The 14,553-nt window shown below is 43.5% G+C and carries 11 protein-coding genes; 6 read left to right on the top strand and 5 right to left on the bottom strand.

Annotation, left to right across the window (positions count from 1 at the left end):
• Positions 1–9 precede the first annotated feature (9 nt).
• On the top strand, positions 10–1,191 hold the full coding sequence (fadA, locus tag L4D09_RS09025; RefSeq protein ID WP_428457167.1) for an acetyl-CoA C-acyltransferase FadA: 1,182 nt from the start codon (positions 10–12) through the stop codon (positions 1,189–1,191).
• A 549-nt stretch (positions 1,192–1,740) separates the two neighbouring features.
• Here fadA and L4D09_RS09030 read toward each other — a convergent pair.
• Together L4D09_RS09030 and L4D09_RS09035 are read right to left on the bottom strand one after the other, a co-directional pair.
• Positions 1,741–2,583 carry a hypothetical protein gene (locus L4D09_RS09030; RefSeq protein ID WP_428457168.1) on the bottom strand — a complete coding sequence of 281 codons (843 nt, stop codon included), beginning with the start codon at positions 2,581–2,583 and terminating at the stop codon, positions 1,741–1,743.
• A gap of 368 nt (positions 2,584–2,951) precedes the next feature.
• A complete protein-coding gene (locus L4D09_RS09035) occupies positions 2,952–3,884 on the bottom strand; it encodes a Rossmann-fold NAD(P)-binding domain-containing protein (protein WP_428457169.1) in 933 nt (310 codons plus the stop codon).
• Between the two features lie 103 nt (positions 3,885–3,987).
• On the opposite strand from L4D09_RS09035, the gene L4D09_RS09040 reads away from it, so the two are divergent.
• A complete protein-coding gene (locus L4D09_RS09040; protein ID WP_428457170.1) occupies positions 3,988–4,878 on the top strand; it encodes a LysR family transcriptional regulator in 891 nt (296 codons plus the stop codon).
• Positions 4,879–5,206: 328 nt separating this feature from the next.
• On the top strand, positions 5,207–6,400 hold the full coding sequence (locus tag L4D09_RS09045; RefSeq protein ID WP_428457171.1) for an acetate/propionate family kinase: 1,194 nt from the start codon (positions 5,207–5,209) through the stop codon (positions 6,398–6,400).
• Between the two features lie 98 nt (positions 6,401–6,498).
• Here L4D09_RS09045 and L4D09_RS09050 read toward each other — a convergent pair whose 3' ends face one another.
• Positions 6,499–7,425: a LysR substrate-binding domain-containing protein gene (locus L4D09_RS09050; RefSeq protein ID WP_428457172.1), complete on the bottom strand. Its 927-nt coding sequence runs from the start codon at positions 7,423–7,425 to the stop codon at positions 6,499–6,501.
• A 144-nt stretch (positions 7,426–7,569) separates the two neighbouring features.
• Between L4D09_RS09050 and L4D09_RS09055 the strand changes: the two genes are divergently transcribed.
• The 3 genes from L4D09_RS09055 (at position 7,570) to L4D09_RS09065 (ending at position 12,636) form a co-directional block, all read left to right on the top strand.
• A complete protein-coding gene (locus L4D09_RS09055; RefSeq protein ID WP_428457173.1) occupies positions 7,570–8,760 on the top strand; it encodes a M20 aminoacylase family protein in 1,191 nt (396 codons plus the stop codon).
• Positions 8,761–8,779: 19 nt separating this feature from the next.
• Positions 8,780–10,306 carry an AbgT family transporter gene (locus tag L4D09_RS09060; RefSeq protein WP_428457174.1) on the top strand — a complete coding sequence of 509 codons (1,527 nt, stop codon included), beginning with the start codon at positions 8,780–8,782 and terminating at the stop codon, positions 10,304–10,306.
• A 674-nt stretch (positions 10,307–10,980) separates the two neighbouring features.
• Complete coding sequence (locus L4D09_RS09065; RefSeq protein WP_428457175.1) at positions 10,981–12,636, top strand: di-heme oxidoredictase family protein; 1,656 nt, start codon at positions 10,981–10,983, stop codon at positions 12,634–12,636.
• A gap of 94 nt (positions 12,637–12,730) precedes the next feature.
• Here L4D09_RS09065 and L4D09_RS09070 read toward each other — a convergent pair whose 3' ends face one another.
• Positions 12,731–13,117, bottom strand: a complete 387-nt coding sequence (locus L4D09_RS09070) for a DUF2799 domain-containing protein (protein WP_428457176.1) — start codon at positions 13,115–13,117, stop codon at positions 12,731–12,733.
• Between the two features lie 124 nt (positions 13,118–13,241).
• On the bottom strand, positions 13,242–14,207 hold the full coding sequence (locus L4D09_RS09075) for a TDT family transporter (protein ID WP_428457177.1): 966 nt from the start codon (positions 14,205–14,207) through the stop codon (positions 13,242–13,244).
• Positions 14,208–14,553 lie beyond the last annotated feature (346 nt).

Raw genomic sequence — 14,553 nt, forward strand, 5'->3', positions numbered from 1 at the left:
GATATGATGATGAAAAATGTAGTAATTGTTGATGCGATTCGTACCCCGATGGGGCGTTCTAAGAACGGCGTATTCCGTCATACACGTGCCGATGACCTGTCTGCAAACCTAATGAAAGCAATGTTTGAGCGTCAGCCGAATGTTGACCCTAAACTTGTTGATGATGTTATCTGGGGTTGTGTACAGCAAACAGAAGAGCAAGGCGTAAACCTTGCGCGTAATGCGGCACTTCTTGCAGGCTTACCTGTTGAAGTACCAGCCACAACGGTTAACCGTTTGTGTGGCTCGTCAATGGACGCGCTTCATATGGCTGCTCGTGCGATTAAAGCAGACGACGCTGACATTATTCTTGTTGGTGGTGTTGAGCACATGGGTCACGTACCGATGACGAAAGGGCTGAACTTCAACCCTGCGCTTGATAAGAACATGGCTCAGGCATCTGCCGCTATGGGTATTACCGCGGAAGGTCTTGCCAAGATCCACAAGATCTCTCGTGAAGAGCAAGACACACTAGGTGCACGTTCTCATCGCCTGGCACATCAAGCAACAGTTGAAGGCCGTTTCAGTAATGAGATTGTGCCGATGATGGGGCACGATGCATCAGGTCGTCCTGTACTGGTGAAAACTGATGAAGTGATTCGCCCTGAAACAACGGTTGAATCGCTGGGTAAACTACGTCCGGTATTTGATCCTGTTAATGGCACAGTGACGGCGGGTACTTCTTCTGCGCTATCTGATGGGGCATCTTGCCTGCTGGTTATGAGCGAAGAGAAAGCAAAAGAGCTAGGGGTAATACCGCGTGCTCGTATTATTGCTGCGACGGCGGCTGGCGTGCCTTCGGCGATTATGGGCGTAGGGCCAATTCCTGCGAGCCAAAAAGCTTTGAAGAAAGCAAACCTCACAATTAATGATATTGATTTTGCAGAAGTGAATGAAGCATTCGCTGCGCAAGCCATTCCATGTCTACGCGAACTAGGCCTATGGGAAGACCGCGAAGAGAAGGTAAACCTGCACGGTGGTGCAATCTCTCTTGGGCACCCTCTAGGTTGCTCTGGGGCACGTATTGTTGGCTCGCTGATCAATATTATGGAACAACGTCATGGTCGTTACGGCTTAGCGACCATGTGTATAGGTATGGGGCAGGGAATTGCTACCATTATTGAGAGAGTAGAAGCTGAAAAAATCAGTTAAGACATAAAGAAATAACTTTCGTTGATATCGATATTAGGGGCTCTTATGAGCCCCTTTTTTTTGGTTGTGGCATGGGACATGGTTCGGGGTTTATGGAATGTGGCATGCTAAGCAAAGCATGTGGCAGTTACGGTAAATCGCTTTAGAGAGGTTTGATAAAGTAAAGAGGTTAACGCATTGAGGATATTACTATATGGAACGTCGTGATTTTATTAAAGTGATCGCTGAGCTTTACTTAGGGGATTAGCGCGATTATGAGTGAAAAATAATGGAACACTTGATGGGATTAAGCGCTATGTGGAGTATTGTTCACGCCACATGTGCGGTATAAAACAGCATGGTGATTTTACTGATTGTCTGTATTTATTATGAGTGTGAAATTATCATGTAAGGACTTGGCTTAAATAAAAAACGAAATATTAGTTTGGTTATTGTTTTTATTATGTTGTATTTGTATTGAGTTATTATAGATATTATTTATATATGAACAGTATAAACAAATATAAAAAAGAGCTTATTAAAGCTCTTTTTTATAATGAATAATCTTAATTACCAATTATATTGGATACCAACCGATACTGCGGTATCTTGTGATGGATTAATATCAATGCCGAAGTAATCATATTTCTGATAAGAGGTATGTTCAAATCGACCATTGATCCACCATTTTTTACTTTCTCCGATTGGTGCACCGACACGAAGTTGCCATTTCATATATTTAACTTCAGTGTCATGGTCACCGTAACCAGCAAAATATTCAGGCATCAAAGTGAAGTAGCTACCGCTATTCGATAGTTGTCGTCTTACAACGGGTAAGAAAAAGAAGCCATCAAAGTCGCTGGAGCCTAAACCAATCGAACTGGCTAATCCGTCTTTACCCATATCACCATTAAACACATAGTTTAGTTGTGGCATAAATGTCCACTTGTTCCATTGATAGTTAGCAATCACTCCCAGTGAGTCGAAGCTATAGCCAAATTTTCCGTCTGCAACATGCTTTAGGTTGCGGTCGATACCATAGTAGTTCCAGCCCATACTAAAAGATTTATTGATGCGCCATTGCTGACTCATCATCCCCCGTATTTGCATGAGATCATTGCCGTAAGGCGACTTATGACTGCCATTACTGGTATCATCAAGCTTACCAAAAATAGCTTCAACGAAGCCAAAGTAAGTACTGTTGCCAAGGCGGCCGAGTGTGTATGTATCAACCATAATATTTTGGCTCGATACATCGTAGCCTTCATCGACCTTAGAAGCGGTCGCCGAGGTCGATTGCGCGTATATTGCTGATGTTGTACTGTAATTTTGCCAGTATGGTTGTTGGTTTACTTCTTCTGCACTTAATGGGGCATTAAAACTCGCTAATAATGCAATGCAACTAATGTGCATTTTATTTCTTAATATCATAGCTAACCTATTAATTGGTTTTATTTTTCGTGATGGAGATAAAGACTCTTGTTTCATGCGGGTATATTAAATCTTTAATTATCGATGAACTGTGACAGCTTCGATCCCTCATATATGACGGCGTATTGCATCAAACGATTGTCGTGAATGGCACAAAAAATACCTCTCATTAACAATTTGAAATACAATGTTATTCGTATTATTGAATATTTAAATTTAACAATATCTTGGTGTTTGTTTAAATTAAGGTAGCTAATTTATTATATTAATAATATTTAATTGTGAGGTGTTTGGCGGGTAATATTTGATTGTTTCAATGGGCGTTTTTGCTGTATATAAAGCGTTGTTTGTTAAGGGTAATGATTGTTTTTGTTGTTCCAGCTGCGCTGTAACGCCAGTTCCAGTGGTGTATGCACAAGTGCTTTTCTTCCCCAGTCATTGCTTGCTTGAGGTTGTAGCCCTCCTTGTTGCCATAATATTCGCATTCGAAAAAACTGCCTGAATAGGGGCGAAAATAGAGCGATGACCTCGATTACCGTCCATTGGAGGTTGGTAACAGAGACAGGTTTACCACTGGATAATGCTAAGCAACGAGCAATATCTTTCATGCTTGCTTGATGGCCGGGGTAGAAGTTGATATCGAGCGATGGACAAGTACTTGGGCGAGTGGAGAGTTTGTGTACGATATTTTTAGCTAAGTCGGGTAGGTAGGTCCAGTAATGGCGGGTACCGTAATTGCTGGGTGATTGAATGATCAGTTGTTTATGGGTTTCTTTGATCAGTAGTTTTAAATAACTGCAGCGCGAGGTTAAATTTAAATTATGCCCACAACCAATAACCGTAATTGAAGCACCACGATCAGCGCTTTGTTGTAACTGTGCCGTTAACTTATCGGGTAATTTAATCGAAACGGGCTTACTTTTTGGCTTAAATAGGGTTGAGAACAATCTGGTTTTTTCACGTTCATATTGGTTGGTTGTGATGACAAGATGGCGGTGGTATTTGGTGATGAGCGATAGAATAGTATCGATCGAAAAAGTCATCTGCCCTGTCAGCGGCGACTCAGGCAGATGCAGGAAAATGGTATCTGTTTGCTTGATGAGTTGTGCAAGTAAGCCAACATCATGTTTAGTGACTTCAGCAAGGGTTAGATCATGATGGAGTGAAACGGGTTGGCTTGGGTCATTAACAGCCGCAGTTACGGACCATTGATAACTGACGAGGGCTTGGCATAAGTGATGCCCCATATCTTGCCCCGCGTCCAAAACTAAGGCTTTCTTCATAATTACCCTTAACCTTGCGATTCATCTCATACTCATGTAGATGCATCATTATGCATTTGGTCGGTATAGTAAATAGACAAAACGGCATAGTGGGTATGTGAAAATGAATAGAATGGAATGGGACAGCATTCGGATTTTTCTTGCCGTTGTTGAGGCTGGTAGTATGTCTGCAGCGGCACAGGTACTCGGAATGTCTCAACCGACTGTTAGTCGGCAGGTTTTAGCGCTTGAAGAGAAAGTAGGGTTTAATTTATTTGATCGTTCTTGCTCGGGGTTAACGTTGACCTCTATGGGGGAAGGGCTACTTGAAACCGCAAGGCAAACGGCATCGGGCGCTGAGGCTTTTTTACGCCAGGTAAATGCGTGTACCTTATCTCAGGAAGGTCACGTACGTTTAGCTGTCAGTGAAATGGCGGGATTTTACTTCTTGCCTGAAGCCTTAAAGGCTTTCCATCAACAATATCCTTCTATTGAAGTTGAAATACTTGTTGATAACCAAGGTGCAAATTTAAATAAGCGCGAGGCTGATTTACTTATATCGCGCTATAAGCCTGAGCAACCTGACATGGTTGTTAGTCATCTACATCAAGAGCCTCTGGGCTTCTTTGCCCACCGCGAATATTTATTAGAAGCGGGTATCCCTAACTCCTTAAGAGAGCTACATAATGATGAGTTTAATCTTATTGGCTATGATCAGCTGGACTATTACCTGAAGTCGGCACAAGTGATTGGTTATACCGTGACCAAGTCACAATTTAGTTTTCGTACTGATAGTCACAAAATGCAAATAGAATTAGCACGGGCAAAAGCAGGCATTGCCGTGGTGTTTAAGTCGGTGGCACTGCAATACCCAGAACTCGTTCCTGTACTGCCAAATGCGTCTATTCCAGATGTGCAATGGTGGTTAGTATGTCACCGAGATGTGCACATTAATCCACGTATCCGCTATTTGATGGAATTTTTGAGTAAATGGTTCAAAAACACCACCACGTGAGACGGCCTTTCCGATATGTCCTTAAGATATAAACCCCGATATAATTTGATTGCATATAAAAAAACTTTAGTGGTTACTGGGCGTAATGGTCAATAATTAAGCGAATGAAAACGTTTTCGTGGTGATAAAGTTGATCTGAACCAGCTAAATTTAACTTTTTTACAATTTTCCAAAAACAAAAGTTGAGTTATTCAAAAAAAATTGAATAATGTAACCATAATATATAATGCTGAGAAAATGCTGCTCCACACATTTTCCTCTGTAGTCTTGAAAACGTGTAACGGGACAACTTTGTCCTTGAACCCTCAACATTCCTGATGAGATAACCATGAGCAATTCTCTAGTACTTGTAATCAACTCTGGCAGTTCTTCACTGAAGTTTGCATTAATCGACACTGTTAGCGGTGAAGCGACTTTGAGCGGTTTAGGCGAGTGTTTTGGCATGCCTGAAGCTAACGTTAGTTGGAAGATTGACGGTGAAAAGAAAGTATACAAACTTGACGACTCTGGTAATCACCACCAGCTAGCTGTTGACCGTATCGTGACCTTGCTTGAAGAAATGGGTATGAAGCAAGATATCGTTGCTGTTGGTCACCGTGTTGTTCACGGTGGAGAGAAATTTACTCAAACAGTAAAAGTTGACGAAAGCGTCCTTGCAGAAATTGATAACCTTAGCGATCTAGCACCATTGCATAACCCTGCACATGTTATTGGTATGCGTGCGGCAATGGCAGCATTCCCAACACTTGCTCAGTACGCAGTATTCGATACGGCTTTCCACCAGACAATGCCTGAAAAAGCATATACGGGTGCGATTTCTCAAAAGCTATACAATGACTACGGTATTCGCCGTTACGGCTTCCACGGCACTAGCCACTACTACGTAAGTCGTGAAGCGGCAAAAGTAATCAACAAGCCAGTTGATGAAAGCAACTTTATTTCGGTTCACCTGGGTAACGGTGCTTCTGTATGTGCAATCAAAAACGGTAAGAGTGTTGATACAAGTATGGGCTTCACGCCACTTGCTGGCCTGATGATGGGCACACGTTGTGGTGACCTTGACCCAAGTATCATCGAGTTCTTGCTGAAAAAAGGTTGGTCTCAGGAAGAAGTATTCGACGAGCTAAATAAGAAGTCAGGTCTACTTGGTGTTTCTGGCCTAACAAGCGATTGCCGTGGCATTATCGAGGCAATGGAAAACGGTCATAAGGGTGCAACGCTAGCGTTTGAGCTTTTCTGTTACCGTGTTGCTAAGTACATCGGTTCTTACATGGTTGCGCTAGATGAGCTAGATAGCATCATCTTCACTGCAGGTATTGGTGAAAACTCTATGCCTATCCGTAGCAAGATCCTAGAAAACCTGAAGATCTTCGGTTACCGTGAAGATGAAGAAGGCAATGCAGCAGCGCGTTTCGGAAACCAAGGTATTATTACCAAGCCGAACACACCAGTTGCAATGGTTATCCCTACCAACGAAGAGTGGGTAATCGCAAAAGAATCAATGGAATTGCTACACGCATAATTGCGTATCCATTTTCAATAAATACCAGAAACCGCCAGCCTTGCTGGCGGTTTTTTTATCAGCGGTTTCTTTATAAGTGTAAACTGCCGTTAGAATTTTCAAGCAGGGTAGAACCACTGCTGAGTTGCCGATATTTTGTCTTCAACGATACCTAGCAGCTTATGATTTACCTCTCTGGTTAAATCGTCCATATCTTTATCCAAAGGAAAAATGACTTGGATATTGTATTCAACAGGAACCGTGAGAGGTTTTGCTATCGTTCCGCTCAGTTGTGTCATGGCCGAAATCCCGTTTAGCACCGCGATCCCCTTACCATTAGCGACGAGTTGGCTGGCAATATCATTCAGAGAAACGGTCCAGATTTTTTGTGGGGTGATCCGTGATTCGGATAGCATTTGAAGCAGGGGAGAGCGTATTTGATCGTTGGGCTCGCCTGTGATCAGGGTTTCGCCTTCAAAGTCGGCAAGCTGGATACTTTGTTTGTTGTTGAGTGGATGATGGCTGGGTATTAGGCAAACGCTTGGAATGGTATAGAAAAAGCTCTGATAGCGAGGATCTACCGTGAGATCGGTTGTTATCGCAAAATCAAAGCGTTGTGCAGCCATATCGGAGATAATTTGGTTTGAACGGTAAGAGTATAAACCGATGTCTAGGCCGGGAAAGCATTCATCTATGGTTATTGCCAGTTCGGGAAGGAGGCTGACGGCAAAAGCTGGCATACTCACAATGCTCACTTGACCGACTGTTTGCTGTTTGAGCCTGTCGGCAAAAGATTTTAAATGCGATAAGCCCGAATAGACCTTATTAACCTCATCATAGAATAGCTTCCCACGTCGAGTGGGTATCAGGCGATTATTCGTCCTGTCGAATAAGGCGAAGTCGAGCCTCTGTTCGAGTTGTTTTAGTAATCGACTGATGGCCGGCTGGGTGATAAGCATTTTTTCGGCTGCTTCTGTTGCACTATTGGTGCGCATAATCCACATAAATGCTTCAATTTGGCTGTCAGTAAAGCCACGCGATGCCATAACATTTCCTTATGGTTTGATGGTAACAAGTCATTGGCGCTTACTTCCCCTCCAAGTATACAGTAGTTATTCATCCGTACTATTAATGAAAAAGCCATGGTTATTACCTTTTGGTATGGCTTAGCTGTGTGCAAGGGAAATCATATGATTGAAGTGACTCAAGTATTCCAAGTTAATAACGAGTTGTTTACTCAGTGGCGACGAGATATTCATCAGCACCCAGAGTTAGGGTTTGAAGAATGCCGGACTGCAAGTTTAGTCGCGGCAAAGTTAAAGGAGTGGGGGTTTGATGAAGTACATACCGGTATCGCCCAAACAGGGGTTGTCGGGGTACTGAAAGGGAGGTATGACTCAGACCGCACGGTTGGTCTACGGGCTGATATGGATGCACTGCAGATGGAGGAAGAAAACCAGTTCGCCCATGCATCGTGCCATCAAGGGAAAATGCATGGTTGTGGCCATGACGGCCATACCGCTATTTTACTCGCGACAGCATGGTATTTATCACAGCATCGTGATTTCAGGGGCACGGTGAACTTCATTTTCCAACCCGCAGAAGAAGGGCTGGGTGGCGCAAAAGTCATGATCGATGAGGGACTGTTTAATCGTTTCCCTTGTGACAGAGTATATGGTTTGCATAATATGCCTGGGATTCCGCAGGGGGAGGTGTGGCTTAAATCTGGCGCAATTTTGGCTAGCTCAGATAGATTTACCATTGAGATCATGGGTAAAGGCGGGCATGCCGCTATGCCAGATAAATCTGTCGATCCCACATTAATTCTGAGTAACATCATTCTGAGTGCTCAGAGCATTATTAGTCGAAATACCTCACCGTTGGATCCCGCTGTTGTTTCTTTTACCGATGTACACGCAGGATCGGGAACCCACAATGTTATTCCAGATAGTGCTTCAATCAAAGGGTGTATCCGTGCCTTTGATGAAGAGGTCCGCCTCAATACCATTGAACGATTAAAGCACCTTGTTAGCCAGATAGCCGATTCATATGGTGCTAAAGCCGAGTTACACATCAAGGCTGGTAGTTATCCCGCGACCATTAATGATAAGTCGGCAGTAGAGCTGGTGGCACAGGTTGCTAATTCGGTCGTTGGGACAGATAAGGTCAATGCAAATTGTTTGCCTTTATCAGGCAGTGAAGATTTTTCATTTATGCTCCAAGCTGTATCTGGCTGCTATATGTTGGTCGGCAATGGTAACGACGGAGAGAGAGGGGGAGTATGTGTGCACAACCCAAGCTATGACTTTAACGATGAGATTATTCCTGTTGGTGCGTCGCTTTTTGTCGGGATAGTTAAAAAAGAGCTGCCTATAAACTGAACACTTTATGGAGAAAGTCATGGAAGAGAGTAACGTTCAGTCCACACATTCATTGCCAGGGATAATGGCGTCGATAGAAAGTATGGCAAATAGACTACCCCACCCTTTTATTATGTTTTTCATACTTTATATTGCCACGATTGTGTTATCGGCGATATTAAGTGCCGTTATCCGTCCTGTTGTGCATCCCGCGACGGAGCAAATCGTAGCAATTCGATCCCTCCTATCTTGGGAGGGGGTGAATTACTTGGTGACGCATACGGTATCAAATTTTACCGGCTTTAGACCGCTAGGGGTGGTTATTGTACTTATGTTGTCATTAGGGCTGATTAAGCAGACGGGATTGGCAGAGGCAACAATCAAGCGGATGCTAAGCAGAGTTTCAGCGAGATGGATAACACCCGCTGTGGTTATAACATCCATCATGGGTAATTTAGTCTCAGACGCTGCGGTGTTTTTAATTCCGCCATTGGCCGCATTAATGTTTAAAACGGTAGGTCGTAACCCGCTGGTTGGGATCATCGTTTCGTTTGTTTCAATATTTGCTGGGTTTACTGCCAACGTATTCATTGCTGGTACCGATCTATTATTGTCGGGTATTTCAACTGAGGTGGTGCAAGGGATCAGGCCGGATTATGAAGTCAGTGTATTAGCCAATTGGTTTTTCATGTGTGCGTCTGTCCCTTTTATAACCTTTATCATTACTGTCATCACCAATAAGTTCACCGAGCCGAAGATGAAGCAGCTCAGTTACGAGGGCGACGGTTCTCATAACAGTGATCCAATATCGGTTGAACTCACCGAAATTGAACGTCGGGCCTTGAGAAAGACAGGGCTGGTTGCCTTGGGGTTTATCGCCATTGTTGCCATGTTGGTGCTGCCAGAATCATCAGGGTTGAGAAACGCTAGTGGCGGTTTATTACCATCTCCATTTATGAAAGGTCTCGTGCCAATTTTGATGCTATTTTTTACCTTATGTGGCATCACTTACGGTGTTTGTATTGGCTCAATTAAACATGCATCGGATATTCCAGCCCTGATGGGGGCAGCTATTCGCGATATGAGTGGGTTTATTGTCATTGTATTTATGGTGGCGCAGTTTATCGCGGTGTTCAATTGGTCAAATTTAGCCATCGTTGGGGCGGTCAATGGTGCTGAGTGGTTGATGAATATTCACATGCCAGCTTTGGTGGCATTGGGTTGTTTTATTCTACTCGCCGCAGTTATTAATCTGTTTATATACAGTGGCTCTGCTCAATGGGCGCTTATGGCTCCGATTTTTTTACCGATGTTAATGCTGATGGGGCTAGAGCCGGAAGCTATTCAGGCTGCATATCGTATTGCAGATTCATCAACCAATGTTATATCGCCGATCAACCCTTACCTACCATTGATTTTAACTTTTATTCACACGTATAACCCCCGATTTACGATAGGCAACCTGTTGACAGCAGCATTACCATATTCTGTGGCAATCCTCTCAGGATGGATGCTTCTGTACTTTGCTTGGTATGGGGTAGGGCTTCCATTTGGGATCTATTCATAAGGCGCAAGAAAGCGACTTAAGAACTATTGATGTCAATTTTTTTGAAATGTTAAATTGCATCTAAGGGATAGAGGATAAGAGAGCCTGTGACAACGAGTGGACAGATCTAAATCGATATTTCAATTAAAACTTTGAAATCAGTGTGTTAGTTGGTTTGATGATATTGTGAGGTATTATGAGTCTAATTGAGTGAGTAGGTACAGAATGTATGATTTGATAAAATTTAGTTTGGGTTGGTAAAATATTTTTTGCATAACTAAAAAAATGTGATAAATTGCAACCAGATTTGAGAGATACAAATCGAAAACATTTATGCAGTTGCCCTTTTTGTAGGAAGGGGAATTGTAAAATCGATAGCACGTCAGATCGTGCTTATCGAGTGTGCTGGGGGCACCCAGCTATCCTGCTTGGAACACAGGATAATTACAGAACGAGAAACGGCCCTGAACACTAGTTCAGGGCCGTTTTTTCATTTCTTATCATTAAATCAACTGCATTAATCTATTTCTTGAGACTCTCTTAAGAATAATATTCTCCCGACTATTCTTGATAATAATAAAAAAGACACTCTTTATCGCATTACTCTTTTGAATGAGGAGCGAGCACAGATTCGCTTCTGAAAATAACAATAAAGCACTTTTGTGCGCTAAGCGGTATTTAATAAGGGGTGAATGATGAAAGCAGTGTCAAAGAAAAAAACACATTTTAAATTGAAGCTCATGGCTTATTGCGTCGGTATTCCACTGGCTTTATCTGTCGCAGGTGTTGTCGCGAAAGACTTGGCGTCAGATCTTGGGGTTAGTGGAGAGGTGCAAGAGCCTGCACTAGAACATATTGAGCAATCTGAGCTTAATGACTTGGTTGCAACTGATCCATTTGCCGCTTTCATTCTGGCGTTCGATGTTGGTGATGAGCTATTTGAAATTCAAGCCAATGAAAGTGATGGTGTGGGTGCCAATGTGGGTAATGGCGAACGTTTTGCAAAATACCCCCGGATGGATCTTGACGGGTATGGCCAATGGGCTGCTCATATGCCTGCGAGGACTACGGGTCCAAACGGCCAGGCATGTAACGAGTGCCACCTGAGGCCGTTTAATGATGGTGCGGGCTCAATTGCCGGGAACAATGTACGAGATCCAAAACGTACTGGTGATATCTCGCAGTTTATCACTCGCCAACCACCGCATGTCTTTGGTATTGGGGCAAAGCAGAAATTAGCGGAAGAAATGACTGCTAAGTTACATGCGATACGGGATGCCGCAATAGCGAAGGCGCAAAATACCGGTAATCCCGTGACTAGGCCTTTAAAAGCCAAAGGCGTTTCTTTCGGCAAGATCACGGCGATGCCCAACGGCTATCTTGACGTTAGTATGGTGGACGGGATTGATGATGATTTAACGATTAAGCCACTGCAATGGAAAGGTGTTGATTTGAATATTCGAGGCTTCGTCAGAGATGCCGAGAACAACGAACTTGGATTACAGGCAACTGAGTTAGTGGGCATGGATAACGATGCCGATCATGACGGTGTTGCCAATGAAATTGGGGTCGGTGATATCACAGCCTTGGCTATTTACCAAGCGGGTCAGCCTCGACCTGTCACGAAGACTGAATTGGCAAGCCTTGGCTTGATGGAGCTGTCTTCACAAGAGAAGAAGAGTATCAAGAATGGTAAGAAGGCCTTTAAACAAGCTAAATGCGACACGTGCCATAGACCTACGCTATACCTTGATGACCCAATTTTCAGTGAACCAAGCCAACAGGCAGCGTACCGAGATGAAACGTTTCCGAGTGGCGATAACCCAGCCGATCATGGCTTGACCCCTGAGAAAGCGATTAAATTCGATTTAACCAAGGATATGCCAGATAACGTGATGGAGCTGGCTAATGGCGACGTGGTGCACTTGGGTAATTTCAAAACTGATAAGAAAGGCCGTGCAATTGTTAATATTTTCTCAGATCTAAAGCGTCATGACCTAGGCCCTGATGTGGCTGAAGATGTGGATGAGAAAGATACTGGTGCATCAGTGTTTATCACCCAGCCTTTATGGGGTGCAGGCTCGACACCTCCGTATATGCATGACGGCCGCTCTCCTACGATTGCCGATGCCATTATGCACCACGGTGGTGAAGCGGCATGGTCACGTACTGCCTTTACAAATTTCCCAACGAGCAAGAAAAAGGCACTGGTTGATTATGTAAATAACAACATATTGTTACTTGCTGAAGAAGAGGAAGAAGGCGAGGAAGGTGGTGCGGAAGAGCCGTCACATACAGACCCGTTTTCTGATCTAACTAGCCACCTCGAAGATCGTTTTAAATTAAGATAAAGACATGTGATTGAGGTTTTTACACTGCTTCATTGAAAAACTGGCTGCGGGCATTTCGCTCGCAGCCGTTTATTATTAGGTGTGGATTTAGCGGTTATTCATTATTTAGCCAAAGTAAATCTTGCCCTGCGACATATTCTTTATAGCCGACTTCCCAGCCTTCGACTGCCAATCTTTCATTGGCTGTATTTAAGCATTGCCCTGTGTATTGCTGACCTTTTTTTCCGTGTTTGTAGGTTTTATAAGGTAAGCAGAAATCTTCAATCCCCCGTTGGTAGCCAAGCTGGTATTGCGCGACGGATTGATCGGTAATCGAGTGAAGTTGTTCTAATTCAGATTGGCTGCGTACTAACCGACCTGATTCACCATCATTAAGTCCGAGAGCTTGCCATTGATCTTTTTGCGCAAGTTCAGAGTCGTAGGATTGGCCTGAGCAGGCAATAAGGCCGAATACCGTCACAAATATAATAAGCAGTTTCATAATCTACCTCCTAAAGCGAATAGTAAGCAAAAGAATGAAGTGAAATGGTATGGCGCATCTATAAGTATAAATCCATTAAAGAAAAAGGCCTTCATTTAGAAGGCCTTTATAGTCGTAGATCAATTTATTGTGATGAAAGTAATTTTTTTGGGGAGGCTTTGGGCCAATAATAGCCAAGAAAATTCCAACTCACCCACAAGACTAAACAGGTCGCCACGATAATCTCAAAGATACCTAAACGCTCAAGCCACTCCCAATGTGGATAATCGGTGGCTAGCCATTGTGTTAAGCGCTCAAGGGCTACGGCACTAATTACTGATGGGAACGTTACGGCTGCCAACGATGGCTGAAAACGTTGTTTGAGCAGGTAGAAATAGCACAGATACACCAGAATTGTCATGGTGATACCGATGCCTGCCAGCGCACCTGTTAGGATTGGATCTGGCTGTTCAACGTTAACTAAATAAGCCGTTAAAGAGAGGTTGACTGGTGCGGCCATAATCGCCAAGGTTGGTCTTGCCGGACGTGGCAAGCGGCCAGCAAAACATAGTCGGTAAAGCATCACTGGCAGCATTAAGAAATAAATACTGATGCAAATGTTTGTTACTGCGAGTGAAAATTCAATATGGCCCAGTTGTGGCCCTGCCAACGTCCCACTGATTGCGCCAACAGGATAAAGAAACCAACTTGGATAAAGGTTGACGAGTCGGAACGATTTGATCTGGCAAAAGAAAAAAAAGCTCATCATTGAAAAGTGTAGAGCCAACGCAGGAAACCAGAGTAATTTTGCAACTTCCACATTCAATGAAGAAAGATAGTCTGAAAGTACCAGTAATGACATCGACATCGGCGCCATTAGGCTGCCATACAGTGGGTGGCGAAGATCTTCAATAAATCGTTTCGGGTTGAAAGCGTATTTCACAATAACAGGTGCTAGAAGCACTGCTCCTAAAAAGGCACAAATTCCTCTTATCCATCCAGCCTCTTCAGGGAAAAATAAAGACCATGCCAGTCCTAACCCTGTTGTCGCAAGTGCAAGTGCAGCTTGCGCGGTTGGGATTTGGAGCAGTGTCTTAGCTATCGCAGTCATTGATTAAAAAAGCCTTGTAATGAGTCGCCAACAAAGGCGTGCATTCTACACTAGAAAGGTGGTTTGCGGTGGCCGGATTGTGCATTTAATAGACAATAAGTGGGTGGATTTCGTATCAGAATATTATTTTTCAAATTTGGTTTGCTAAAAGTGAAAATTGGTACCATATTTATTGTGAGACCTGTAAATGAGCTGCATCATTCAAAGCTTACGGAGGATTGAGCTGTTTTCTACTGGCTCAGGGGTACAGGAATCAGGTTGATGAAAATCAACCACTTGTGAAAGTAACATTGCTACATCGTGAAAAGTAAGACGTACATAGAAACACTGTTACATTGCTACACCG

The organism is Photobacterium makurazakiensis, from assembly GCF_050336715.1.
GTDB lineage: Bacteria > Pseudomonadota > Gammaproteobacteria > Enterobacterales > Vibrionaceae > Photobacterium > Photobacterium makurazakiensis.

Coding starts and splice junctions, on each gene's coding strand:
- fadA (WP_428457167.1), top strand. CDS start 10: ATGAAAAATGTAGTAATTGTTGATGCGATTCGTACCCCGATGGGGCGT.
- L4D09_RS09030 (WP_428457168.1), bottom strand. CDS start 2,583: ATGCACATTAGTTGCATTGCATTATTAGCGAGTTTTAATGCCCCATTA.
- L4D09_RS09035 (WP_428457169.1), bottom strand. CDS start 3,884: ATGAAGAAAGCCTTAGTTTTGGACGCGGGGCAAGATATGGGGCATCAC.
- L4D09_RS09040 (WP_428457170.1), top strand. CDS start 3,988: ATGAATAGAATGGAATGGGACAGCATTCGGATTTTTCTTGCCGTTGTT.
- L4D09_RS09045 (WP_428457171.1), top strand. CDS start 5,207: ATGAGCAATTCTCTAGTACTTGTAATCAACTCTGGCAGTTCTTCACTG.
- L4D09_RS09050 (WP_428457172.1), bottom strand. CDS start 7,425: ATGGCATCGCGTGGCTTTACTGACAGCCAAATTGAAGCATTTATGTGG.
- L4D09_RS09055 (WP_428457173.1), top strand. CDS start 7,570: ATGATTGAAGTGACTCAAGTATTCCAAGTTAATAACGAGTTGTTTACT.
- L4D09_RS09060 (WP_428457174.1), top strand. CDS start 8,780: ATGGAAGAGAGTAACGTTCAGTCCACACATTCATTGCCAGGGATAATG.
- L4D09_RS09065 (WP_428457175.1), top strand. CDS start 10,981: ATGAAAGCAGTGTCAAAGAAAAAAACACATTTTAAATTGAAGCTCATG.
- L4D09_RS09070 (WP_428457176.1), bottom strand. CDS start 13,117: ATGAAACTGCTTATTATATTTGTGACGGTATTCGGCCTTATTGCCTGC.
- L4D09_RS09075 (WP_428457177.1), bottom strand. CDS start 14,207: ATGACTGCGATAGCTAAGACACTGCTCCAAATCCCAACCGCGCAAGCT.